Origin of the sequence: Streptococcus mitis (assembly GCF_023110375.1) — a bacterium.
GTDB lineage: Bacteria > Bacillota > Bacilli > Lactobacillales > Streptococcaceae > Streptococcus > Streptococcus mitis_CI.
In genome coordinates, this window is the sequence record NZ_JALDVV010000001.1 from 78,218 (window position 1) to 102,797 (window position 24,580).

General features: G+C 39.1%; 27 protein-coding genes and 2 pseudogenes. 16 read left to right on the forward strand and 13 right to left on the reverse strand.

All coding sequences use genetic code 11. The annotated features are described in order from the left end of the window. Position 1 precedes the first annotated feature (1 nt). Positions 2-469 (forward strand): 8-oxo-dGTP diphosphatase, encoded by a 468-nt coding sequence (locus M1G12_RS00405; RefSeq protein ID WP_247941932.1) that lies wholly within the window; start codon positions 2-4, stop codon positions 467-469. Here the strand turns inward: M1G12_RS00405 and M1G12_RS00410 are convergent. Further along, positions 466-543 (reverse strand): annotated as a pseudogene (locus M1G12_RS00410) (DNA-binding transcriptional regulator); the annotation flags it as partial. The gene M1G12_RS00405 and the pseudogene M1G12_RS00410 sit on opposite strands and share 4 nt — an antisense overlap. A 136-nt stretch (positions 544-679) precedes the next feature. Between M1G12_RS00410 and M1G12_RS00415 the strand changes: the two are divergent. The 7 genes and pseudogenes from M1G12_RS00415 to M1G12_RS00445 all read left to right on the forward strand — a co-directional run. Next, the gene (locus tag M1G12_RS00415) at positions 680-1,657 is read left to right on the forward strand and encodes a LacI family DNA-binding transcriptional regulator (protein WP_247941933.1); all 978 of its coding nucleotides are present in this window, start codon (positions 680-682) and stop codon (positions 1,655-1,657) included. Continuing rightward, a complete protein-coding gene (gene rbsK, locus M1G12_RS00420; RefSeq protein ID WP_247941934.1) occupies positions 1,654-2,565 on the forward strand; it encodes a ribokinase in 912 nt (303 codons plus the stop codon). The genes M1G12_RS00415 and rbsK overlap by 4 nt, the downstream gene beginning before the upstream one ends. After that, a complete protein-coding gene (gene rbsD, locus M1G12_RS00425; RefSeq protein WP_247941935.1) occupies positions 2,540-2,938 on the forward strand; it encodes a D-ribose pyranase in 399 nt (132 codons plus the stop codon). The genes rbsK and rbsD overlap by 26 nt, the downstream gene beginning before the upstream one ends. Positions 2,939-2,951: 13 nt before the next feature. Beyond that, positions 2,952-4,430, forward strand: coding sequence for a sugar ABC transporter ATP-binding protein (locus tag M1G12_RS00430; protein ID WP_247942140.1), 1,479 nt, complete (start codon positions 2,952-2,954; stop codon positions 4,428-4,430). Between the two features lies 1 nt (position 4,431). Continuing rightward, entirely contained in the window at positions 4,432-5,376 is a 945-nt protein-coding gene (locus M1G12_RS00435) for an ABC transporter permease subunit (protein WP_004248623.1), read from the forward strand. A 103-nt stretch (positions 5,377-5,479) separates the two neighbouring features. After that, positions 5,480-6,445, forward strand: coding sequence for a substrate-binding domain-containing protein (locus M1G12_RS00440; RefSeq protein ID WP_000789621.1), 966 nt, complete (start codon positions 5,480-5,482; stop codon positions 6,443-6,445). 77 nt (positions 6,446-6,522) lie between these two features. After that, a pseudogene (locus M1G12_RS00445) lies at positions 6,523-6,663 on the forward strand (8-oxo-dGTP diphosphatase); the annotation flags it as partial. On the opposite strand, the gene M1G12_RS00450 reads toward M1G12_RS00445, so the two are convergent. The 5 genes from M1G12_RS00450 to coaB form a co-directional block, all read right to left on the reverse strand. Beyond that, positions 6,660-7,175: a transcription repressor NadR gene (locus M1G12_RS00450; RefSeq protein WP_020902811.1), complete on the reverse strand. Its 516-nt coding sequence runs from the start codon at positions 7,173-7,175 to the stop codon at positions 6,660-6,662. The pseudogene M1G12_RS00445 and the gene M1G12_RS00450 overlap by 4 nt on opposite strands. An 11-nt stretch (positions 7,176-7,186) precedes the next feature. Then, positions 7,187-7,714, reverse strand: coding sequence for an ECF transporter S component (locus tag M1G12_RS00455; protein ID WP_049500798.1), 528 nt, complete (start codon positions 7,712-7,714; stop codon positions 7,187-7,189). A 177-nt stretch (positions 7,715-7,891) separates the two neighbouring features. Next, positions 7,892-8,455: an ECF transporter S component gene (locus M1G12_RS00460; protein ID WP_000747412.1), complete on the reverse strand. Its 564-nt coding sequence runs from the start codon at positions 8,453-8,455 to the stop codon at positions 7,892-7,894. Continuing rightward, entirely contained in the window at positions 8,439-8,990 is a 552-nt protein-coding gene (coaC, locus tag M1G12_RS00465) for a phosphopantothenoylcysteine decarboxylase (RefSeq protein ID WP_247949198.1), read from the reverse strand. The genes M1G12_RS00460 and coaC overlap by 17 nt, the downstream gene beginning before the upstream one ends. 11 nt (positions 8,991-9,001) lie before the next feature. After that, entirely contained in the window at positions 9,002-9,691 is a 690-nt protein-coding gene (gene coaB, locus M1G12_RS00470; protein ID WP_247949199.1) for a phosphopantothenate--cysteine ligase, read from the reverse strand. 225 nt (positions 9,692-9,916) lie between these two features. On the opposite strand from coaB, the gene M1G12_RS00475 reads away from it, so the two are divergent. From M1G12_RS00475 to radC, 3 genes are all read left to right on the forward strand, one after another. Continuing rightward, on the forward strand, positions 9,917-11,587 hold the full coding sequence (locus M1G12_RS00475) for a formate--tetrahydrofolate ligase (protein ID WP_247949200.1): 1,671 nt from the start codon (positions 9,917-9,919) through the stop codon (positions 11,585-11,587). Between the two features lie 313 nt (positions 11,588-11,900). Further along, positions 11,901-14,192 (forward strand): DNA helicase PcrA, encoded by a 2,292-nt coding sequence (gene pcrA / locus M1G12_RS00480; protein ID WP_247949201.1) that lies wholly within the window; start codon positions 11,901-11,903, stop codon positions 14,190-14,192. 42 nt (positions 14,193-14,234) lie between these two features. Next, complete coding sequence (gene radC, locus M1G12_RS00485) at positions 14,235-14,915, forward strand: RadC family protein (RefSeq protein ID WP_084953770.1); 681 nt, start codon at positions 14,235-14,237, stop codon at positions 14,913-14,915. Here radC and M1G12_RS00490 read toward each other — a convergent pair. The 7 genes from M1G12_RS00490 to M1G12_RS00520 all read right to left on the reverse strand — a co-directional run bounded on the left by M1G12_RS00490 (position 14,912) and on the right by M1G12_RS00520 (position 19,682). Further along, positions 14,912-15,601, reverse strand: coding sequence for a gamma-glutamyl-gamma-aminobutyrate hydrolase family protein (locus tag M1G12_RS00490; RefSeq protein WP_084953771.1), 690 nt, complete (start codon positions 15,599-15,601; stop codon positions 14,912-14,914). The genes radC and M1G12_RS00490 overlap by 4 nt on opposite strands. Before the next feature lie 17 nt (positions 15,602-15,618). Then, positions 15,619-16,260: a redox-sensing transcriptional repressor Rex gene (locus M1G12_RS00495; protein ID WP_000653417.1), complete on the reverse strand. Its 642-nt coding sequence runs from the start codon at positions 16,258-16,260 to the stop codon at positions 15,619-15,621. A gap of 82 nt (positions 16,261-16,342) precedes the next feature. Continuing rightward, positions 16,343-16,558 (reverse strand): DUF4649 family protein, encoded by a 216-nt coding sequence (locus tag M1G12_RS00500; RefSeq protein ID WP_024057589.1) that lies wholly within the window; start codon positions 16,556-16,558, stop codon positions 16,343-16,345. Between the two features lie 7 nt (positions 16,559-16,565). Beyond that, the gene (locus tag M1G12_RS00505; RefSeq protein ID WP_000863540.1) at positions 16,566-16,913 is read right to left on the reverse strand and encodes a DUF1831 domain-containing protein; all 348 of its coding nucleotides are present in this window, start codon (positions 16,911-16,913) and stop codon (positions 16,566-16,568) included. A gap of 4 nt (positions 16,914-16,917) precedes the next feature. After that, positions 16,918-18,033 carry a cysteine desulfurase family protein gene (locus tag M1G12_RS00510; protein ID WP_084953775.1) on the reverse strand — a complete coding sequence of 372 codons (1,116 nt, stop codon included), beginning with the start codon at positions 18,031-18,033 and terminating at the stop codon, positions 16,918-16,920. A 9-nt stretch (positions 18,034-18,042) separates the two neighbouring features. Beyond that, positions 18,043-19,002, reverse strand: a complete 960-nt coding sequence (locus M1G12_RS00515; protein ID WP_001283818.1) for a ribose-phosphate diphosphokinase — start codon at positions 19,000-19,002, stop codon at positions 18,043-18,045. Positions 19,003-19,112: 110 nt separating this feature from the next. Then, complete coding sequence (locus M1G12_RS00520; protein ID WP_247949202.1) at positions 19,113-19,682, reverse strand: CYTH domain-containing protein; 570 nt, start codon at positions 19,680-19,682, stop codon at positions 19,113-19,115. A 128-nt stretch (positions 19,683-19,810) separates the two neighbouring features. On the opposite strand from M1G12_RS00520, the gene yjbM reads away from it, so the two are divergent. The 5 genes from yjbM to mutY all read left to right on the forward strand — a co-directional run bounded on the left by yjbM (position 19,811) and on the right by mutY (position 24,559). Beyond that, complete coding sequence (gene yjbM, locus M1G12_RS00525) at positions 19,811-20,482, forward strand: GTP diphosphokinase (protein ID WP_000171692.1); 672 nt, start codon at positions 19,811-19,813, stop codon at positions 20,480-20,482. Then, the gene (locus M1G12_RS00530) at positions 20,466-21,284 is read left to right on the forward strand and encodes an NAD kinase (protein WP_247949203.1); all 819 of its coding nucleotides are present in this window, start codon (positions 20,466-20,468) and stop codon (positions 21,282-21,284) included. The genes yjbM and M1G12_RS00530 overlap by 17 nt, the downstream gene beginning before the upstream one ends. Then, a complete protein-coding gene (locus tag M1G12_RS00535; RefSeq protein ID WP_084865520.1) occupies positions 21,281-22,177 on the forward strand; it encodes an RluA family pseudouridine synthase in 897 nt (298 codons plus the stop codon). Before M1G12_RS00530 ends, M1G12_RS00535 begins: the two co-directional genes overlap by 4 nt. A 43-nt stretch (positions 22,178-22,220) precedes the next feature. After that, entirely contained in the window at positions 22,221-23,195 is a 975-nt protein-coding gene (gene pta, locus M1G12_RS00540) for a phosphate acetyltransferase (protein ID WP_000451571.1), read from the forward strand. 188 nt (positions 23,196-23,383) lie between these two features. Next, on the forward strand, positions 23,384-24,559 hold the full coding sequence (gene mutY, locus M1G12_RS00545; protein WP_023947456.1) for an A/G-specific adenine glycosylase: 1,176 nt from the start codon (positions 23,384-23,386) through the stop codon (positions 24,557-24,559). The last annotated feature ends 21 nt before the right edge of the window (positions 24,560-24,580 follow it).

The following is a 24,580-nucleotide window of genomic DNA, read 5'->3' on the forward strand; positions in this document are numbered from 1 at the left end:
TATGTCTCGTTCCCAATTAACAATTTTAACAAACATTTGTCTGATTGAAGACCTCGAAACCCAGCGCGTGGTGATGCAATATCGCTCTCTTGAAACCAATCGCTGGTCTGGTTATGCCTTTCCAGGAGGTCATGTTGAGAATGGCGAGGCTTTTGCCGAGTCAGTTATCCGAGAAATCTATGAAGAAACAGGGTTGACTATCCAAAATCCTCAACTTGTCGGCATTAAAAATTGGCCATTAGATACAGGTGGGCGCTATATTGTCATTTGTTATAAGGCGACTGAGTTCTCTGGTACCCTTCGCTCTTCAGATGAAGGAGAAGTTTCTTGGGTTCAAAAAGACCAGATTCCAAACTTGGATCTGGCCTATGATATGTTACCCTTGATGGAGATGATGGAAGCTCCGGACAAGTCGGAGTTTTTCTACCGCCACCGTACAGAAGATGGCTGGGAGAAAGAGATTTTTTAGTCTTTTACTAAATAACCAAGTTGATCCAAGGCCTCCTCGATATAGTGGAGGTCTTGTTGTGTTTTCTGTCTAATAGTAATAGAAGATTAGGAAAAAACATATATACTCTGAAATAAATTTAAAATATTTCTAAAAAAGTATTGACAAAAGTAAAGAAAACGCTTACTATATACATAAGGGAACGGTTCCACAATATAAAAAGGAGGAGTGATGACTACAATAAAACAGGTTGCTGAAGAAGCTGGAGTATCAAAGTCAACAGTTTCAAGATATATTTCGAAAAAAGGCTATGTCGGAGATGATGCGAGAGAAAAGATAAAAAATGCTATCAAGAAATTAAATTATACACCAAATGTATTAGCACAATCTTTAAAAACTAAAAAAAATCAAATGGTAGGACTCTTATTGCCAGATATTTCTAATCCCTTCTTCCCAAGATTGGTTCGAGGAGCCGAATCATATTTGAAAGATAAAGGTTATAGGATTATGGTTGGTACTATTTCAGATCATGATTCGTTAGAAGAATATATAAACCTTTTGTTAAAAACAAATGCAGCTGGTATTATAACAACACTTGACTTTACAAAGGAATTTCCAAATCTAACATTACCTGTTGTTGTGGTTGACCGGATTAGTAAAGATACAGGCTATGGTGTTTTTTCTGATAATCAGTTGGGTGGACGTTTGGCTGCTAAAGCAATTTGGAATGCTGGCGCTAAGCAAGTTATGATTATTAAAGTTTTAGATGATAAAGCTGAGAACATTGCGGAACGATTTGAAGCCAGTTTAAACTATTTGAGGAATAAATCTTTAGAGATTTGTATTGAAGAAAGTGAAACGTTTGACTTTGAAAAAATTCAAAAAGAAGCTAAAGAGAATCTAAAAAGAAATCCAAATATTGATAGTATTATAGCACCTTCTGATATTCATGCGATAGCTTATATTCATGAAATTTTAGCAATTGGGAAAAAAATTCCAGATGATATTCAAATCATTGGTTATGATGATATTGTACTTAGTCAATTTATTTATCCTTCTTTATCAACTATCCACCAATCATCATATAAAATGGGAGAACAGGCTGCAAAGCTAATCTATAATATGGCAAATAAGTTCTCTATAGATGAAGCTAAAATTAAACTCCCTGTTAGGTACATAGAAAGAAATACATTAAGGAGAAAGAAATGAGTAAAATTGTTGTTGTTGGAAGCATTTCAATGGACTTAGTTATGAGAACAAAAAGGATTCCAGAAGGAGGTGAAACGATTTTTGGGGATTCATTTAATATAGTTCCAGGTGGAAAAGGTGCAAATCAGGCTGTAGCTATTGGTAGATTATCCAGTGTAGAAGATAATATTTACATATTTGGGGACGTTGGGGAAGATATTTTTTCAGCAGATTTACTAAGCAATCTGCAAAATAATAATATTTCTATAGAACATGTGGGAACGGTACCACAATCTACAGGAGTTGCACAAATTACTTTATATGGAGGTGATAATAGGATTATTTATTATCCCGGAGCGAATAATTTAGTTAAAACAAATGATTGGAAAAATGAGTGGGAATTGATTAGTGATGCAAGTATTGTTGTATTACAAAATGAAATACCACATGAAGCCAACTTATCTATAGCTAAATTTTGTCAAGAAAATAAAGTTAAGGTACTTTACAATCCTGCACCAGTTAGAGAAACAGACATAGAGATGATTCCTTTTTGTGATTTTATTACTCCTAATGAGCATGAATGTTCAGAGCTTTTTCCAGATAAGAAATTAGAAGAAATTATTAAAATTTATCCTAATAAAATGATTGTGACATTAGGAGTTGAAGGTTCTATTTATTATGATGGGACAGCAGTTCAGAAGATTCCTGCTATAAAAGCAGAAGTAGTTGATACTACAGGAGCAGGAGATACGTTTAATGGTGCTTTTGCTTATGCTATCTCAAAAGGAAAAGAGATGAATGTTGCATTGTCCTTTGCAACGATTGCTTCACATCTTTCTGTTCAAAGATTTGGAGCGCAAGGAGGCATGCCGAGTTTGAAAGAAGTAAAGGAGCATTCAGGATATGAAGAAATATGGGATTTTAAATAGTAATATAGCAAAACTAGCTGATGATTTAGGTCATATGGATTTGGTTTGTATCGGAGATTTAGGATTGCCAGTTCCAAAAGGTGTTGATAAAATTGATTTAGCATTAAGAAAAGGTAGTCCAAGTTTTTTAGAAGTTTTAAAAGAATATTCAGATCATGTACTTATTGAAAAAATTTTCTTAGCAGAAGAAATTAAGGAAAAAAACAAAGAACAGTGGCAAGCAGTTCTAGATCTTTTCGGATCGAATATAATTATTGAATATATTAGTCATGAAGAATTGAAAGCTATGAATACTAAAGTTAAGGCAGTTATTCGCACTGGGGAAGATACACCATATTCGAATATAATCTTGCAATCAGGAGTTATTATTTAGAAGGGGGTTGCCTATGAAAATTGAAATGAAGAACATTTCAAAATCTTTTGGGAATAATCGTGTTTTAGAAAGTATTGATTTGGTTCTTAATTCAGGAGAAGTTCATGCTTTAATGGGAGAGAATGGTGCAGGCAAATCAACCTTAATGAATATTTTAACTGGACTTTTTCCAGCTACTTCAGGAACTATTTTTATTGATGGAAAAGAAAAAACATTTTCTAATCCTCAAGAGGCAGAACGGTTTGGACTGAGTTTTATTCATCAAGAAATGAATACTTGGCCAGATATGACTGTACTTGATAATCTTTTTTTAGGAAGAGAAATTAAAAATTCGATTGGGTTTTTAGATAAAGCTAGTATGGAAAGGAAAGCTAAAGAAGCATTTAAACGTCTTAATATCTCTATTCCTCTCGATGCAATCATTGGTCAATTATCAGTCGGACAACAACAAATGATAGAAATAGCAAAATGTTTATTATCAGAAGTTTCCTTGTTAATTATGGATGAACCAACAGCAGCTTTAACTGATCGTGAAACTGAAACACTTTTTAAAGTGATAGAAGGATTAAAATCTGATGGTGTAGGTATTGTGTATATTTCACATCGGATGGAAGAAATCTTTAAGATTACAGATCTTATAACTGTTATGAGGGATGGGTTTGTAATTGATACTAAGAAAACGAAGTTAACTAATGCGGATGAATTAGTTCAGAAGATGGTAGGTCGTGAATTAGAAGATTATTATCCAGAAAAAAAGGCTGAGATTGGGAATATTGTTTTTCAAGCTAAGAATCTTTCTGGTGATGCTTTTACGGATATTTCTTTCTATGTACGTCAAGGGGAAATTCTTGGTTTTTCTGGTTTGATGGGTGCTGGTCGTACTGAAATAATGCGAGCAATTTTTGGAATTGATTCTTTACAATCTGGTCAAATTATAATAAACGAAGAACAACTGATAATTAAAAATCCTTTTGAAGCAATTAAGCATGGAATTGGTTTCTTAACAGAAGATCGTAAAGATGAGGGATTGATTTTAGATTTTTCTATTAAAGATAATATGACTTTACCTAGTACTCGTGATTTTGTTAAAAATGGCATTTTCGATAATAAAACAAGTGATATATTTGTACAACGTTTAATTGATAGGCTACGAATTAAATCAGGTTATCCAGATAAGGAAGTTGGGACACTTTCTGGTGGTAATCAACAGAAAGTAGTTTTAGCAAAATGGATAGGTATTGCTCCAAAAGTACTGATTCTAGATGAGCCAACTCGTGGGGTAGATGTTGGTGCTAAGCGTGAAATTTACCAATTAATGAATGAATTGGCTGAACGAGGTGTGCCGATTATTATGGTATCTTCAGATTTACCAGAAGTGATCGGAGTCAGTGATCGCATTATGGTCATGCATGAAGGAAGAATTAGTGGAGAATTAACACGTCAAGAAGCTACACAAGAAAAAGTTATGCAACTAGCCACAGGAGGACAATAGTGTGAAAAATACTATGAAGTATATGTCAGAATTGACAACAGTAATAGCATTGATAATTTTAATGGCTGTCATCACTATTATCAATTCAAATTTTTTAACAGCAAATAATCTGTTAAATTTACTATTGCAAGTAACATCAAATGCACTGATCGCTTTTGGAATGACCTTTGTTATTCTAACAGGTGGAATTGATTTATCAGTTGGATCAATTTTAGCCTTATCCAGTGCGCTAACCGCTGGCCTATTAGGATCTGGAATGCCTGTTACGTTAGCAATTCTCATCTCTTTAATTTTGGGTTGCATTCTGGGGATGATGAATGGTTTATTGATTTCCTACGGGAAATTAGCTCCATTTATCGTTACTTTAGCAACTATGACTATTTTTAGAGGCGCAACACTTGTTTATACAAATGGGAATCCTATCACAAAAGGATTAAGTGATACATTCTTATTTCAATTTTTGGGGCAAGGTTATATAGTCGGAATTCCATTTCCTGTAATTATTATGTTTATTGTATTTATTGTTTTATATGTTTTACTTCATAAAACAGCATTTGGTAAATCTGTGTATGCTATAGGGGGGAATGAAAAAGCAGCATATATATCAGGTGTGAAACTAAATAAAGTGAAAATTATCATTTATTCAATTTCAGGTATTATGGCTTCAATTTCTGGATTGATTATAACATCACGCTTAAGTTCTGCTCAACCAACAGCAGGTGCTAGTTATGAAATGGATGCTATTGCAGCTGTTGTTCTTGGGGGAACCTCTTTATCAGGAGGTAAAGGTCGCATACTGGGGACCTTAATAGGTGCTTTAATTATTGGGGTTTTGAATAATGGACTTAATATTATCGGTGTTTCAGCATTTTGGCAACAAGTAGTAAAAGGAGTTGTAATCTTAATTGCTGTTCTGATTGATCGTTTTAAAGTTGTAAAACAGTAGAATAATTTTCAATTTTTTTGGAAATAGTAACAATTTATTAGATGACGTACAATAATCGGGATTGAAACTATCCCTATAGATATATATTACGAGGAGTAATAACATGAAAAATATTAAAAAAATTAGCATTTTTGCTTTGTTTGTAACATTTATTTTTGCTTTAGTAGCTTGTGGAAAAACTGGTTTAGGAAATTCATCAAATGATAATAAATCTACGATTCAAAAGTCGGCAAAAGAATTAAAATTAGGAGTTTCTATTTCGACTACTAACAATCCCTATTTTGTAGCTATGAAAGATGGTCTTGAAAAAGCCGCAAGAGAAAAAGAAGTAACTTTGAAGATAGCAGATGCACAAGATGATGCTGCTAGACAAGCAGATGATATTCAAAATTTTATTAGTCAAAATGTTGATGCTTTACTAATTAATCCAGTTGATTCTGATGCAATTGTTACATCTATTAAAGCTGCTAATAATGCAAATATTCCGGTAATCTTAATTGACCGCGGTAGTAATGGAGGTGAAGTCTTGACAACTGTTGCTTCTGATAACGTAGAAGCAGGTAAAATGGCTGCAGAATTTATTACCAAGCAATTGGGAGAAAAAGCAAAAACTTTTGAATTATCAGGAGTCCCTGGCGCTTCTGCAACTGTAGATAGAGGTAAAGGATTTGAACAAATTTCAAAGACAAATTTAGATGTTCTTTCTAGTCAATCCGCTAATTTTGACCGCGCAAAAGCTTTGAATACAGCGCAAAATATGATTCAAGGAAACAAAGAAGTGCAAGCAATCTTTGCACAGAATGATGAGATGGCGTTAGGAGCTGCACAAGCAGTAAAAGCAGCTGGTCTTAGCAATGTATTAATTGTTGGTATTGATGGTCAACCAGATGCACATGATGCTATTGCAAAAGGTGATATTACTGCCACTATTGCTCAGCAACCAGCTAAGATGGGTGAAATTGCTATTCAATCAGCAATAGATCATTATCAAGGGAAAAAACTGGAAAAAGAAACAGTTTCTCCAATTTATCTTGTGACTAAGGATAATGTTGATCAACATAACTGGTGATATATTTTTAGTAAGCAAGTAGTTGTTAATTTTCATTCAATGTGGTTTTTAAATATCATTGTTACTATTTGAGCTATTGGATTCAAAAAGACCAGATTCCAAACTTGGATCTGGCCTATGATATGCTACCTTTGATGGAGATGATGGAAGCTCCGGACAAATCTGAATTTTTCTACCGTCATCGTATAGAAGATGGCTGGGAGAAGAAAATCTTCTAGTCTTTTACTAAATAACCTAGCTGATCCAAGGCCTCCTCGATATAGCGGAGGTCTTGCTGTGTTTCAGCTTCGACTAGGTGGTAATGGATGCCATCTGTCAATTCAGACAGAGGTCTAAAATCTGAATGCTCGACTTGTTCTAGAAAATGTTGCACGTCTCGGCGACAAGACAGTTTCAGCAAGGTTTCGATTTCTCCATAAACGGGATGGTCAATCAAGGTATTTTGAACACGTCCACCATTATCAACGATAGCAAGGAGTTCTTGACCGATTTCTTCAACTTCATGTTTCACCTTGAAAAGTTTGTGAACATAAGGGTTGGTTTCAATTTGCTTATAGACGTAGCCACGATTGGTGGATAGGATAGGAGCGCCATCGGCTCTTAAAATTGCAATGTCCTGTACAATGACCTGGCGTGTAACATGAAAATGTTCAGCTAAACTTTGGCCATTGAGGGCTTTAGGAGTTTCTTTCAAGAGTTGGAGCAGGGCTTGTTTGCGATCTTTTGTCATAGCTTTTCCTTTTAACGGCGTTTTCGAAGCACTTTATAGACAGCTAGTGCTAATGTATAGTCTACCATACTATGGATAATTGTGCCAAATCCAACTAGTATAAATAGAACATAAAACATATTTTCTACATTGGTACCCGAAGTTGCATAAAAAACGACACAAGCTAATACTTCAGCAAGAGCATGGACAAGCGCTAACACAAAGTTGAAAACCCAGGAAGATTTTGGTTTATCTAGGGTATCGGGGAATTTTTGTAGGTAAAGAGCCCCCAAAGTCCCAAAAAAGATATGGGAAAAAGCTCGAAAAACGATCACCATGGGATAGCCAGCCATCAAAAATCCAAAACTAGAGGCTAAGATGACAAAAACAGCCATCAAGGGCGATAAGAACATGGCGATAAAAATAGCGATGTGGCTTCCTAAAGTATAGGAAGCAGGTGGAATGACAATCTTAAAAGGCATAACAATTGGAATCAAAATTGCAATAGCCGTTAAGAGGGCAGTCATTGTCATAAATTGTGTCTTTTTCCGTGTGTTCATAAGAATCTCCTTTTAACTGTATATACACTAGTATAGTACACCAAACAAGACAATAAAGCAAGGATTTACTTAGGTTTATAGGTCATTTTTCAGTTAAAGACTTGTAGATATTTTACTAAAAATCAAAACTATACAGAGCGAAATCTCCACCTTCAAGTATGAAAGTGGAGATTGTTTTTATTTTTTCAAAGTCTGTAGTCTTGGAACAATGGCTAGGGTTAGAACTGCGGAAATAACTAATTCAGCAATCGAATTTGTTGAGATAACAGTTGCTAGGAGTTTTTGGATATTACCATCAAAGACATTTCCAAAAAGGTAGAAAATTCCACCAAGTACAAAGACTGTATTGGTAAGTGAACCAAGGGCACCAGCTAAAATAAGACCAGTTTTATTTTTCATCAGTTTATAAACTAGATACGGAGTCAAACCAATCAAAATACGTGGGACGATGGCAATGATAGCTGAGTAAATGTTACCGTTTGGGACGAATGGTGAGAAGAGGTAGCTTGTCGGTAGAATCGTAATCGTGTTAACGGTCAAGCTAAGTAGCCCCATCAAAAATCCAAGTGTAACTCCAACTCGTGGACCGTAAATAATGCTAGCAATAATGACAGGAATATGAACGATGGTCGGTTTGATCGGAAATGGAAAAAGGTTAAAGATAAGCGAGCTCAGAAAGTGTATCACGAGCATGGTTGCAAAAAAGATAGCAATAGGTGCAATATTAGAGCGTTTTTTCATCGAGAGTTTCCTTTATTCTTTCTAAAATAATTGTGAGGTCGGCTAAAGCTCCTCGTCCATGGTCGCCACAAGCTAGTAGGGATTCCTTAGGAGCAATCAGCTGATAGCCGTAGCTTTCTAATGTTTTCAGATTAGCCTGAGTTGCCGGATGGTCATACATTTTTGTATTCATTGCTGGTGCGATGAGTTTTGGGATATGACTTGGCAAGGCTAGAGCCGTACTGGTCACCATGTTATCCGCAAATCCGTGAGCTAGTTTTGCAATAGTGTTAGCAGTAGCAGGGGATACGATAAATAAATCTGCTTTTTTTCCCAGTTCGATATGATTGACTTGATCAGGATAGGGTTCCTTCATGACATCCAAGTGAACAGGATTCTGTGATAAGACTTGTAGTGTCAAAGGTTGGATAAACTCTGTAGCAGCCTGAGTCATTAAGACAGTGACTTGATGACCTTGTTTTTTTAGAGAACTGACTAAATCTGCCGACTTGTAAGAGGCGATTGACCCTGTTACAGCTAAGAGAATATGTGCCATAGCTTTCCTTTCTAAGAATGATAGACTTGAATTTTTTCAAGGAGGAGTTCTGCAATTTCTTCTTTAGTCTGGACTGTTTGAAGCTGATCTTTTTCAACAAAGATTGCTCTGTGCTGGTTTGCTGAGATTTGAGTGAGGTCATTTGCGATAATCAAGTCTGCTTGGTTCTTTATAAGACTTTTTCGGGCAATGTCAACCAGATGATCTTCGGTAACATCAACCAGCAGTTTGAAACCAATCAGATGAATAGCAGGATTCCATTCCTTGATTAGAGAGATGATTTTTGGTGTTTTTTTCAGGAATAAAACCTGAATCTCATCAGTCGAAGAAATCTTAGCTTGATGATTTTGCTTGCTTAAAAATTCTTCCAAATTAGAGCTAGCCTGAACCTCCTCAAGCCCTGTCATATAAACAGGAGTGTAATCAGACACAGCCATTGAGTGAATCAAGACCTGATAGTCCTTGACACGTTCTTTCATTTCAAGGAGAAGGTCGTTTGTATTGTTAATTTCTTGAATGCTTAGGTTGGGATGGGCTTCTGGCTTCAGAGCTCGTTTTGTCGTAATTAAACAAACTTCATGCCCTGCAGCAAGCAAGGTTTTTGTGATGATTTTCCCCAAGCGTCCTGTAGAATGGTTAGTGATAGAGCGGACGCTATCGATAGCTTCACTGGTACCGCCCGATGTAACTAAAATTTTCATAGCACTATTGTACACAAAAATAAACGGTAAGTAAAATGAAAGTGATCAAAATTTGGTAAAAGGAAAGAATATAGTTTCAAACTATAAAGCCATATAAAATTTAAGAAAGAACTCTAAAAAGCTTAAAAATAGGGATATTTACGAACGTTTTGAGAGTTTAAGGATGTTAAAAATCTTGTTTTGTGTTATAATGAATTATCATAAAAGAGGTTATAGGAGTTTTGAATGAAAACAGATATTGAAATCGCACAGAGTATTGAGTTAAAGCCAATCGTTGATGTTGTAGAGAAACTTGGTATTTCTTACGACGATTTGGAGTTGTATGGAAAGTACAAGGCTAAGCTTAGTTTTGATAAAATTCGTGCAGTTGAGAGCAATCCAGTTGGGAAATTGATTTTAGTTACTGCTATCAACCCAACACCTGCAGGTGAAGGGAAATCAACTATTACTATTGGTCTGGCGGATGCCTTGAATAAGATTGGCAAGAAAACGATGATTGCCATTCGCGAACCGTCACTTGGTCCAGTAATGGGAATTAAGGGTGGTGCTGCTGGTGGTGGTTACGCCCAAGTGCTGCCAATGGAAGATATTAATCTCCACTTTACCGGGGATATGCATGCCATTACAACTGCCAACAATGCTCTTTCTGCCTTGATTGACAACCACTTACACCAAGGAAATGAGCTGGGAATCGACCAACGTCGTATTCTTTGGAAACGTGTTGTGGACTTGAATGATCGTGCTCTTCGCCATGTGACTGTTGGACTTGGTGGCCCTCTAAATGGTATTCCACGCGAGGATGGCTTTGATATTACCGTTGCTTCCGAAATCATGGCCATTCTTTGCTTGGCAACGGACATTGAGGACTTGAAACGCCGTTTGGCTAATATTGTTATCGGCTATCGCTACGACCGTACTCCTGTTTCTGTAGGTGATTTGCAGGTTGAAGGTGCCTTGGCTTTGATTTTGAAGGATGCGATTAAGCCGAACCTGGTTCAGACAATTTACGGAACACCTGCCTTTGTGCACGGTGGTCCATTTGCCAATATCGCTCATGGATGTAATTCTGTCTTGGCAACTACAACAGCTCTTCACTTGGCTGATTATACAGTTACTGAAGCTGGTTTTGGTGCAGACCTTGGTGCCGAGAAATTCCTTGATATTAAGACACCAAACTTGCCAACATCTCCAGATGCAGTAGTTATTGTCGCAACCCTTCGTGCCCTTAAGATGAATGGTGGTGTGGCTAAAGACGCTTTGACAGAGGAAAATGTGGAGGCGGTTCGTGCCGGTTTTGCTAACTTGAAACGCCACGTTGAGAACATCCGTAAGTTCGGTATTCCAGCAGTTGTTGCGATTAACGAATTTGTATCTGATACAGAAGCTGAAATTGCAGCCTTGAAAGAACTTTGTGACTCAATCGATGTACCAGTTGAATTGGCTAGTGTCTGGGCTGATGGTGCAGAAGGTGGAGTAGCACTTGCCGAAACAGTTGTCAAAACCATCGCTGAAAACCCAGCTAACTATAAACGTTTGTATGACAATGACCTTTCCGTCCAAGAAAAGATTGAAAAGATTGTTACTGAAATCTACCGTGGTAGCAAAGTGAACTTTGAGAAGAAAGCTCAAACACAAATCGCTCAAATCGTTCAAAACGGTTGGGACAAATTGCCAATCTGTATGGCTAAGACCCAGTATAGCTTCTCAGACAATCCAAATGCACTTGGAGCACCTGAAAACTTTGAAATTACCATTCGCGAATTGGTGCCAAAATTAGGTGCAGGCTTCATCGTTGCCTTAACTGGCGATGTCATGACCATGCCAGGCCTACCAAAATGTCCAGCAGCTCTCAACATGGATGTTGAAAGCGATGGAACAGTATTAGGCTTGTTCTAGTATATTGCAATGGACTTTATACTCTTCGAAAATCAAATTCAAACCACGTCAGCTTCACCTTGGATTATATATGTGACTGACTTCGTCAGTCTTGTCTACAACCTCAAAGCAGTGCTTTGAGCAACCTGCGACTAGCTTCCTAGTTTGCACTTCGATTTTCATTGAGTAAAAAATGAGTTTGGAAATACTATCCAAGCTCATTTTTTATCTAGATATAAGAAGTTGCCTTCTACACGTAACCAGTCTAGGTAAAGATATTTTCCCTGAATTCTGATATAATAGAAATATTGACTTCAAGAGTAAGGAAGAGAAGATGAACGCATTATTAAATGGAATGAATGACCGTCAGGCTGAGGCGGTGCAAACGACAGAAGGGCCCTTGTTGATCATGGCGGGGGCTGGTTCTGGGAAGACCCGAGTTTTGACCCATCGTATTGCTTATTTGATTGATGAAAAGATGGTCAATCCTTGGAATATCTTAGCTATTACCTTTACCAATAAGGCAGCGCGTGAGATGAAGGAGCGTGCCTATGGGCTTAATCCAGCTACTCAGGACTGTCTGATTGCGACCTTTCACTCCATGTGTGTTCGTATCCTACGTCGTGATGCGGACCATATTGGCTACAACCGTAATTTTACTATTGTCGATCCTGGTGAACAACGAACTCTCATGAAACGTATTCTCAAGCAGTTGAACTTGGATCCTAAAAAATGGAATGAACGAACTATTTTGGGAACCATTTCCAATGCTAAGAATGACCTGATTGATGATGTCGCATATGCTGCTCAAGCTGGTGATATGTATACGCAAATCGTAGCTCAGTGTTATACAGCCTATCAGAAGGAGCTTCGTCAGTCTGAGTCCGTTGACTTTGATGATTTGATTATGCTCACCTTGCGTCTCTTTGATCAAAATCCTGACGTCTTGACTTACTATCAGCAGAAGTTCCAGTACATCCATGTTGATGAGTATCAAGATACCAACCATGCCCAGTACCAATTGGTCAAACTTTTGGCTTCACGCTTTAAAAATATCTGCGTGGTCGGTGATGCAGACCAGTCTATCTACGGTTGGCGTGGGGCTGATATGCAGAATATCTTGGATTTTGAGAAAGATTATCCCCAAGCCAAGGTTGTTTTGTTGGAGGAGAATTACCGCTCAACTAAAACCATTCTCCAAGCGGCCAACGAGGTCATTAAAAACAATAAAAACCGCCGTCCTAAGAATCTCTGGACCCAGAATGTTGATGGGGAGCAAATCGTCTACTACAGAGCCAACGACGAACAAGATGAGGCTGTTTTTGTAGCAAAAACCATCGATGAACTTGGTCGCACTCAAAACTTCCTCCACAAGGATTTTGCAGTTCTTTATCGAACCAATGCGCAATCTCGTACTATTGAGGAAGCCCTGCTCAAGTCCAACATTCCTTATACTATGGTTGGAGGGACCAAGTTCTACAGCCGTAAGGAAATCCGTGATATTATTGCTTATCTGAATCTTATTGCTAATCTGAGTGACAATATCAGTTTTGAGCGTATTATCAACGAGCCTAAACGCGGAATTGGGCCAGGAACCGTTGAGAAAATTCGTGACTTTGCGAATATGCAAGAGATGTCTATGCTAGACGCTTCAGCCAATATCATGCTGTCTGGCATCAAAGGAAAAGCAGCCCAGTCTATCTGGGATTTTGCCAATATGATTCTGGGTTTGTGGGAACAACTGGACCAATTAACCATTACAGAGTTGGTTGAGGCTGTTCTAGAAAAAACAGGTTATATCGATATTCTTAATGGCCAAGCGACCTTAGAAAGCAAGGCGCGGGTTGAAAATATCGAGGAATTCCTTTCTGTTACCAAAAACTTTGATGACAACCCTGATAGTCAGGAAGAAGAAACAGGCTTGGATAAACTCAGTCGTTTCTTAAATGACCTAGCCTTGATTGCGGACACAGATTCAGGTAGTCAGGAGACATCTGAAGTGACCTTGATGACCTTGCACGCTGCTAAGGGACTCGAGTTCCCAGTTGTCTTTATCATTGGGATGGAGGAAAACGTCTTTCCGCTTAGCCGTGCAGCTGAAGATCCAGATGAACTGGAAGAAGAACGCCGTTTGGCCTATGTAGGTATCACACGTGCAGAAAAGATTCTCTATCTGACCAATGCAAATTCTCGTCTGCTTTTTGGTCGTACCAGTTATAATCGTCCAACACGTTTTATCAATGAAATTAGTTCGGACTTGCTTGAGTATCAAGGATTGGCCCGTCCAGCCAATACAAGCTTTAAGGCATCTTATAGCAGTGGTGGGGTTGCCTTCGGTCAAGGTATGAGTCTTGCGCAAGCTCTTCAAGATCGTAAACGCAGTGCGGCCCCAAAAACTATCCAGTCAAGCGGTCTCCCATTTGGTCAATTTACAGCTGGCACAAAATCAGCGTCTAGCGAGGCAAATTGGTCCATTGGTGACATTGCTCTCCACAAGAAATGGGGAGAGGGAACTGTTCTGGAAGTTTCAGGTAGCGGTGCTACGCAGGAATTAAAAATCAATTTCCCAGAAGTAGGTTTGAAAAAACTTTTAGCTAGTGTAGCCCCAATTGAGAAAAAAATCTAATTTTCCATCCTTCTCACGAATAATAAAGTGAGGAGGATTTTTATGTATAGTATTTCATTCCAAGAGGATTCACTGTTGCCAAGAGAAAGGCTGGCAAAAGAAGGAGTTGAAGCGCTCAGTAATCAAGAGTTGCTAGCTATTTTACTCAGGACAGGAACACGTCAAGCTAGCGTTTTTGAAATTGCCCAGAAAGTTTTGAACAACCTTTCAAGCCTAACGGATTTAAAAAAAATGACCTTGCAGGAATTGCAGAGTCTGTCTGGTATCGGTCGTGTTAAGGCCATAGAATTACAAGCTATGATTGAACTGGGGCATCGTATTCATAAACATGAGACTATTGAGATGGAAAGTATTCTCAGTAGCCAAAAGTTGGCCAAGAAGATGCAGCAGGAATTGGGGGATAAAAAACAAGAGCACCTGGTGGCGCTCTATCTCAATACTCAAAATCAAATCATCCATCAACAGACCATTTTTATCGGCTCAGCTACTCGTAGCATTGCTGAACCACGTGAGATTCTTCACTATGCTATCAAGCATATGGCGACTTCTCTTATCTTAGTTCATAATCATCCTTCAGGAGCGGTAGCGCCTAGCCGAAATGATGATCATGTCACTAAACTTGTAAAAGAAGCCTGTGACCTGATAGGGATTGTCCTCTTGGACCATTTGATTGTCTCTCATTCTAATTACTTTAGTTATCGTGAAAAGACGGATTTAATCTAAAGTTCATTAACGACATAGTCAAAGAGGTTTTTATCTTTGGGACGATTTTCAAATAGAAACTCTGGATGCCATTGGACACCGAGAAAGGCGACATCATCCGTACTCATAACAGCTTCTATAATACCATCTTTAGGATCATGAGCCGCAATCTTTAAATTTGGTGCTAAATCCTTAATGCTCTGATGGTGGAAGGAGTTGATATGGGAGATTTCTCCATAGATTTCTCGAAGAACAGTATCAGGTTCTGTCACCAAGCGTTGAGTTGTGTACTCAGCAGAACAATCCTGCCAATGGTCTTCGATATCTTGGTACAAAGTTCCACCCATGGCAACGTTAAAGAGTTGAGTTCCACGGCAGACAGAAAAAATTGGCTTTTTCTGTTTAATAGCTTCCTTGATGAGGGCCAGTTCAAAGATATCCCTTTGAAGGTGGTAGTCATCGCTATCGATGGTTTTTGGTTCACCATAGAATTTTGGATTAACATTTTGCCCACCTGTCAAGATGAGCTTGTCAATCATACTGATATAGTGGCAGGCCATTTCTTGATCACCAATCGGTAGGATGATGGGAATCCCTCCAGCGTCTTTAACGCCTTCAACAAAGCCTTTTGCTGCGTAGCTCATCATGATGTTATCATCTGGATGAGTTTTTTCGTTTCCTGTAATCCCTATAACTGGTTTTTTCATAAAATGATTTTCGCTTTCTAATCCTCTTTTCGCATGAAATAGAGGAGGGTTTGGAGTTCACTTGTCAAATCGACATACTGAACGACCACGTCTTTTGGTAAATGCAGATGGACTGGTGAAAAACTGAGAATTCCTTTCACGCCAGCATCCACCAAGAGATTAGCAACCTCTTGTGATTTGACGCTGGGAACGGTCAGGATAGCAGTTTTGACATCAGCATCCTTGATTTTATCCTTGATTTGAGAAATCCCGTAAATGGGAATTCCGTCAGGAGTTTGGGTACCGACTTCAGGATGGTCATCAAGGTCAAAGGCCATGATAATCTTCATCTTGTTACGTTCGTGGAAGCGGTAGTGGAGAAGAGCATGGCCCATATTTCCAATACCAACCAGCATTACGTTGGTGATGGAGTTATCATTGAGCAAATCGGCAAAAAACGTCATCAGTTTTTTAACATCATAGCCAAAACCACGACGACCTAGTTCACCAAAATAGGAAAAATCACGACGTACGGTCGCTGAGTCAATACCGATAGCCTCTGCAATTTGCTTAGAGTTGGCACGTTCAATCTTTTCTGCATGAAATCTCTTAAAAATTCGATAGTAGAGAGAGAGTCTTTTCGCTGTAGCTTTTGGAATAGCAGACTGTTTATCTTTCACAAAATCACAACCTTTCTATTCTTCTATTTTATAGAAACATTGTGAAAAAATCAACAAAAACAAGAAAAAACTAAGAAAAATCTTAGTTTTGATGTAAAAAATCTGCATGTGATAGAAAACGGTAGAGGTCTCCGACCAGTCCTTGGTAAACTTTCTGACCCTTAAAAGTCAGAGAAGTCACATAAAGTGTATCTGGTAGGGTCACACATCCTGACAGAGCCAGCATGAGAGCTTCGTAATCCTCATACTTGAGAGTGCGCTCTACATGATAGCTGTCCTTATAGGTCAGTTCAAACATTTTGGCTCTATCTTTCCGATTTTGTAAAGACACCACGTTCTACCAAACTATCCATGAGGAAGTAGAATTTTTCCTGATGAATGTGGTGGTCTTCTGATTTGAAAATATCAACTAGACGTAGCCCAAACTTGTCAGTGATATTGATTTTAGCTCCTGTAAGTTCCTTGTTAATGATGATTTTGAGTTGGAATCCCTCACCGCTGTTCGGAACTTTTTCCAAAAGGCGAGTCAATTCATAGTTACCAACCTTAGTCTCAAAAAAGGTATTGTCCTTAAGGGTGAATTTTTTAACAGAAGGGCTAAGAGTGTAGTCGTAACGACAATTTTTTAACTGAATGGTTTTTTCAAATGCCATATGGCTAACCTCCGATAATTTCTTTTAATGTTTTTGCGAGGGTATGTAGGTCTTCAACAGTATTTTGTGGCGACAGACTGATACGAACGGATTCCTTCAAGCGTTCTGAATTTGCCCCGTACATGGCTTCAAGAACATGGCTGGATTGTACAATGCCTGCAGTGCAGGCTGAGCCAGTAGAGATTGAAATGCCAGCCAAATCTAGACGAAGGAGTAAGAGGTCATTTTTCTGGCCAGGAAATCCAATATTGAGAACATAAGGGAGATGATGTTGCCCTCTATTCAGGTAATACTGAATTCCCTCTAGCTCTGCCAGAAAGGCAGTTTCTAGATTTTGTACATGTTGAAAATTGTCTTCTTGCTTTTCTAAGTCTTCTTTTAGGGCTGCAACCATGCCTACGATGGCAGCTAAATTTTCAGTTCCTGCACGTTTTTTCTGTTCTTGGTCTCCACCATGGAGATAGGAATCAAAGTCCATGCTAGAAGCGTAGAGAAAACCGATTCCCTTAGGACCATGGAATTTATGGGCAGAAGCGGTGAGAAAATCAATGCCCAATTCTTCTGGGTGTGTAGGGATTTTACCAATAGCCTGAACTGCATCGACATGATAGGCGGCTGGATGTTGCTTGAGTATTTGGCCAATTTCAGCAATAGGCAGTAGGTTTCCAGTTTCATTATTGGCAAACATGGTAGAAACCAAAATCGTATCGTCACGTAAAGCCTTTTGAATTTGCTGGGCGGTGATTTCTTGATTTTCTGGCTGGATAATGGTTACTTCAAAACCAAAGTGTTGAACCAAGTAATCAATTGTTTCAAGGACAGCATGGTGCTCAATAGCAGTTGTGATGATATGTTTTCCTTGCTCTTGGTGACGAAGGCAGTAGCCAATGATAGCAGTATTGTTGCCTTCTGTCCCACCAGAAGTGAAAAAGATATGTTGAGGTTTTGTCCCCAGTAACTGAGCTAGTTCCTGACGGGCTTCTCGCAAGAGTTTACCAGCTTGACGACCATGAGCATGAATACTAGAAGGATTTCCATAGGTTTCTTGCATAACCTCGGTCATAGCTGAAATAGCAACTACTGACATGGGAGTCGTGGCAGCATTGTCCAAATAAATCAAAGAATCACCTTATTTCTTTTTGTTGTAGGCAAAGAGTGGGCTGACTGGTTTTCTTTCGTGGATACGGACGATGGCATCACCAATTAACTCACTAGCAGTGATGTAGCATACGTTTTTAGGAGTTTTTTCTTTTGTTGCTACTGAATCAGTCACAAGAATTTCTTTAATATTAGTATTATCAAGAAGTTCAGCAGCTCCTTCGACGAAGAGACCGTGGCTAGAAACAGCATAAATTTCTGTAGCCCCTTCACGTTCAACGATTTTAGCAGCTTCAGAGAAGGTACGTCCTGTATTTAAAATATCGTCAATCAAGATAGCTTTCTTACCTTCAACATCACCGATAATATATCCTTCGTTGCGAGTTGCATCATCTTGAGGGTAGTCAATAATGGCGATAGGAGCATCAAGATATTCAGCCAAACTACGGGCACGTTTTACCCCTGAATTTTTAGGGCTAACAACAACAACATCTGAGCCAAGTAGGCCCTTATCGCAGTAATGTTTTGCAAATAGAGGAACTGTGAAAAGGTTGTCAACAGGAATATCAAAGAATCCTTGAACTTGAACGGCATGTAAATCAAGCGTAAGGATACGATCAACACCAGCCTTAACCAGCATATTGGCAACTAGTTTCGCTGTAAGTGGCTCACGTGGTGAAGCAATGCGGTCTTGACGTGCATAGCCAAAATATGGAAGGACAACGTTGATGCTGTGGGCACTTGCGCGCACACAAGCGTCGACCATGATAAGCAATTCCATTAGGTGGTTGTTAACAGGGAAACTTGTTGATTGGATGATGTACACATCATAACCACGGACACTTTCTTCGATATTTACTTGGATTTCTCCGTCTGAAAATTGACGTGATGATAGTTTTCCAAGTGGGACACCAACAGCTTGAGCAATTTTCTGTGCAATCTCTTGGTTAGAGTTGAGTGCGAAAAGTTTCATGTTTTTTCTATCTGACATTATAGACCGTCCTCTGTAAACTTTTTAAATCCTAGTCATATCTGCCTAGCCTATACGAACTGGGATTTTGTATTTTATCTTTTCTATTTTACCAAAAAATAGAGATTATTTCAGCTATTTTTCATGCTTTTGACAAATCGAACCAATTTTGAGGGAGCTTTTTGATAAGCAATCTGATTTTCCTCTAAAAATTGCTGGAAATCTTGCTTCCCTTGCTCGTGATTTTCAACTTCAAGCTCTAATTCGTAATCTGTAATATCAAAGTACTGACTTTCATCCAGCGCCATGAGACCAATAGCTGTTTGCATTTCATAGCGAAGCGTTGTTAGACAACCAAGGACTTGCCATTTTTTACTTTGAATACCATGTTTAGCCAATTCATCCAGCACCAGCCCCTGAGGAAGTTCTTCCTTAGCCAGATAATCTTCAGCATCTTTTAAGTGCAATTTTTGGTTGTATTCCATATTTCCAACACTTTGCGGGACTTTGAGTGTCAATTCGGCCCAGTCTTTAAAGGTTCGAATGCGCATAGCGACTTTCTTTTCTCGTAGTTCAAAATCAGGCGTGTCGATGTAGTAATTTTTTTGAAGAACAGGTGTGACACCTGTGAACTGGACTTTTAGACGATTGTATTCATCTTTTTTCAAGAGTGTTTTCAATTCAATTTCTAAATGTTTCATTTTTCTTACCTTTTCTTTATCGTTGAAAGCGGATTTATGGTATAATAAGCATTGTATTTATTGTATATGAATCTGGAGAAAAAATCAAAGATATTTTTGAAGGATAATATGAGAACAAGGGAGAATATATGACCTTAGAATGGGAAGAATTTCTAGATCCTTACATTCAAGCTGTTGGTGAGTTAAAGATTAAACTACGTGGTATTCGGAAGCAATATCGTAAGCAAAATAGGCATTCTCCGATTGAGTTTGTGACTGGCCGAGTCAAGCCAATTGAGAGCATCAGGGAAAAAATGGCTCGGCGTGGCATTACTTATGCGACCTTAGAGCACGATTTGCAAGATATTGCTGGTTTGCGTGTGATGGTTCAGTTTGTAGATGACGTCAAGGAAGTAGTGGAGATTTTGCGCAAGCGTCAGGATATGCGGATCATACAGGAGCGAGATTACATTACTCATCGAAAAGCATCAGGCTATCGTTCCTATCATGTGGTAGTAGAATATACGGTTGACACTATCAATGGTGCTAAAACCATTTTGGCGGAAATTCAAATACGTACCTTGGCCATGAATTTCTGGGCAACGATAGAACATTCTCTCAACTACAAGTACCAAGGGGATTTCCCAGAGGAGATAAAGAAGCGACTGGAAATTACAGCCAAGATTGCTCATCAGTTGGATGAAGAAATGGGTAAAATTCGAGATGATATCCAGGAAGCCCAGGCACTTTTTGATCCTTTGAGTAGAAAATTAAATGATGGTGTAGGAAACAGTGACGATACAGATGAAGAATACAGGTAAAATAATTGACCTGATAGCTAATAGAAAACCGCAGAGTCAAAGGGTTTTGTATGAATTGCGAGATCGTTTGAAGAGAAATCAGTTTATACTCAATGATACCAATCCAGATATCGTTATTTCCATCGGTGGGGATGGTATGCTCTTGTCGGCCTTTCATAAGTACGAAAACCAGCTTGACAAGGTCCGCTTCATTGGTGTTCACACTGGACATTTGGGCTTCTATACGGACTACCGTGATTTTGAGTTGGATAAGCTAGTGACTAATTTGCAGCTAGATACCGGAGCAAGAGTCTCTTACCCTGTTCTAAATGTGAAGGTCTTTCTTGAAAATGGTGAAGTGAAGATTTTCAGAGCATTAAATGAAGCCAGCATCCGCAGGTCTGATCGAACCATGGTGGCGGATGTTGTGATTAACGGTGTCCACTTTGAACGTTTTCGTGGAGATGGGCTAACAGTTTCGACACCGACTGGTAGTACAGCCTATAACAAGTCGCTCGGTGGAGCTGTTTTACACCCAACCATTGAAGCTTTGCAATTAACGGAAATTGCCAGCCTTAACAATCGTGTCTATCGAACGCTGGGTTCGTCCATTATTGTTCCAAAGAAGGATAAGATTGAACTTATCCCGACGAGAAACGATTACCATACTATTTCGGTTGACAATAGCGTTTATTCCTTCCGCAATATTGAACGAATTGAGTATCAAATCGACCATCATAAGATTCACTTTGTCGCATCACCGAGCCATACCAGTTTCTGGAACCGAGTTAAGGATGCTTTTATCGGAGAGGTGGACGAATGAGGTTTGAATTTATCGCAGATGAGCATGTCAAGGTTAAGACCTTCTTAAAAAAGCACGAGGTTTCTAAGGGGCTCCTGGCTAAGATTAAGTTTCGAGGCGGAGCTATCCTGGTCAATGATCAACCACAAAATGCGACGTATCTATTGGACATTGGAGACCGAGTTGTCATTGATATTCCCGCTGAGGAAGGCTTTGAAACTCTAGAAGCTATCGAGCGCCCACTGGATATTCTCTATGAGGATGACCATTTTCTAGTCTTGAATAAACCCTATGGAGTGGCTTCTATTCCTAGTGTTAATCACTCCAATACCATCGCTAATTTTATCAAGGGTTACTACGTCAAGCAAGACTATGAGAATCAGCAGGTTCACATTGTGACTAGGCTTGATAGAGATACTTCTGGCTTGATGCTCTTTGCTAAGCACGGCTATGCCCACGCACGATTAGACAAGCAGTTGCAGAAGAAGTCCATTGAAAAACGCTACTTTGCTTTGGTTAAAGGTGATGGACACTTGGAGCAAGAGGGAGAAATTATTGCTCCGATTGCGCGTGATGAAGACTCTATTATCACTAGACGGGTGGCTAAAGGTGGAAAGTATGCTCATACTTCTTACAAGATTGTAGCATCTTATGGGAATATTCATTTGGTAGACATTCGCCTGCACACTGGGCGAACCCACCAAATCCGAGTCCATTTTTCTCATATTGGTTTTCCTTTGTTGGGAGATGATTTGTACGGTGGTAGTCTAGACGATGGAATTCAGCGCCAAGCCCTGCATTGCCATTACCTATCTTTTTATCATCCATTTTTAGAGCAAGACTTGCAGTTAGAAAGTCCCTTGCCGAATGATTTTAGCAACCTTATTACCCAGTTATCAACTAATACTCTATAAAAACTGATTCAGAGTATAATTATTATCTTAAAGGAGAAAACTCATGGAAGTTTTTGAAAGTCTCAAAGCCAACTTGGTTGGTAAAAATGCTCGTATCGTTCTCCCTGAAGGGGAAGAGCCTCGTATTCTTCAAGCGACTAAACGCCTGGTAAAAGAAACAGAAGTGATTCCTGTTTTGCTTGGAAATCCTGAAAAAATTAAAATCTATCTTGAAATCGAAGGTATTGAGGACGGTTATGAAGTCATCGACCCTCAACACTACGATAAATTTGAAGAAATGGTTGCTGCCTTGGTAGAACGTCGCAAGGGCAAAATGTCTGAAGAAGATGCACGCAAGGTTTTGGTTGAAGATGTCAACTATTTTGGTGTTATGTTGGTTTACTTGGGCTTGGTTGATGGAATGGTGTCAGGAGCGATTCACTCAACAGCTTCAACAGTTCGCCCAGCCCTTCAAATCATCAAAACTCGTCCAAATGTAACTCGTACTTCAGGTGCCTTCCTCATGGTTCGTGGTACGGAACGTTACCTATTTGGAGACTGTGCTATCAATATCAATCCTGATGCAGAAGCTTTGGCTGAAATTGCCATCAACTCAGCAATTACAGCTAAGATGTTTGGCATCGAACCTAAAATTGCTATGCTAAGCTATTCTACTAAAGGTTCAGGATTTGGAGAAAGCGTTGATAAGGTTGTTGAAGCAACTAAAATTGCCCACGACTTGCGCCCTGACCTTGAAATCGATGGTGAGTTGCAATTTGATGCGGCCTTTGTTCCAGAAACTGCTGCTCTGAAAGCTCCGGGAAGTACAGTAGCTGGTCAAGCAAATGTTTTCATCTTCCCAGGTATCGAGGCAGGAAATATCGGCTACAAGATGGCAGAACGTCTTGGCGGTTTTGCGGCTGTTGGACCTGTTTTGCAAGGTTTGAACAAGCCAGTTAACGACCTTTCTCGTGGATGTAATGCAGATGATGTTTACAAGTTGACCCTTATCACAGCAGCCCAAGCTGTTCATCAATAAGATTTAGTCCTCTTTCCTTTGGGAAGAGGCTTTTTATACTCAATGAAAATCAAAGAGCAAACTAGGAAACTAGCCGCAGGCTGTACTTGAGTACGGCAAGGCGACGTTGACGTGGTTTGAATTTGATTTTCGAAGAGTACTAATACTAGGAAAAGGACAGTTAGAATCTTCTGTGTTATACTAGAGATATGTTAGATTTGAAAGAATACGGTATCGTCATGTGGCCGGAGGAGAAGATCATTTCTTTCCGTGAGAAACTTCTCGCTTGGTATGATGAAAACAAAAGAGATTTACCGTGGCGTAGAAGTAAAAATCCTTATCATATCTGGGTGTCTGAAATTATGCTCCAGCAAACTAGGGTGGATACGGTTATCCCTTATTACGAACGATTCTTGGACTGGTTTCCAACAGTAGAAAGTTTGGCGAATGCGCCTGAAGAGCGTTTGTTGAAGGCTTGGGAAGGTTTGGGTTATTATTCTCGAGTTCGTAATTTACAGGCTGCAGCCCAGCAGATTATGACTGATTTTGGTGGTCAATTTCCAAACACCTATGAAGGAATTTCCAGCTTGAAAGGAATTGGACCTTACACTGCAGGAGCCATTTCCAGTATTGCTTTTAACTTGCCTGAGCCAGCTGTAGATGGTAATGTCATGCGTGTTTTGGCACGTCTATTTGAAGTTAATCACGATATTGGGATTCCAAGTAATCGTAAAATTTTTCAGGCAATGATGGAAATCTTGATTGACCCAGAAAGGCCTGGTGACTTTAATCAAGCTTTGATGGACTTAGGATCTGATATTGAGGCGCCTGTAAATCCCAGACCAGAAGAAAGCCCAGTTAAGGACTTTAGTGCGGCATATCAGAATGGCACAATGGACCGTTATCCAATTAAGGCTCCCAAGAAAAAGCCTGTTCCAATTTATCTTAAAGCCTTGGTGGTCAAAAATACTCAGGGACAATTTTTACTTGAAAAAAATGAAAGTGAAAAGCTATTGGCAGGTTTTTGGCATTTCCCCTTGATAGAAGTTGATAACTTTTCGCAAGGAGAGCAGTTTGACCTCTTTCATCAGGTTGCAGAAGAAAGCGTGAACTTTGGTCCCAGTCCAGAAGAGAGTTTCCAGCAGGACTATGACCTAGATGTTGATTGGCTTGATATTTATTTTGAGACTGTCAAGCATATCTTTAGTCATCGTAAGTGGCATGTTCAAATTGTAGCAGGTCAGGTGAGTGACTACAATGACTTTCCAGATAGGGAAGTTCGCTGGCTTTCACCAGAAGAGTTTAAGAATTACCCACTTGCCAAACCCCAACAAAAAATCTGGCAGGCTTATGCACAAGCCAACTTAGACAGTAGTAAAGACTAGCTATTGTGTCTTCTTTTTATT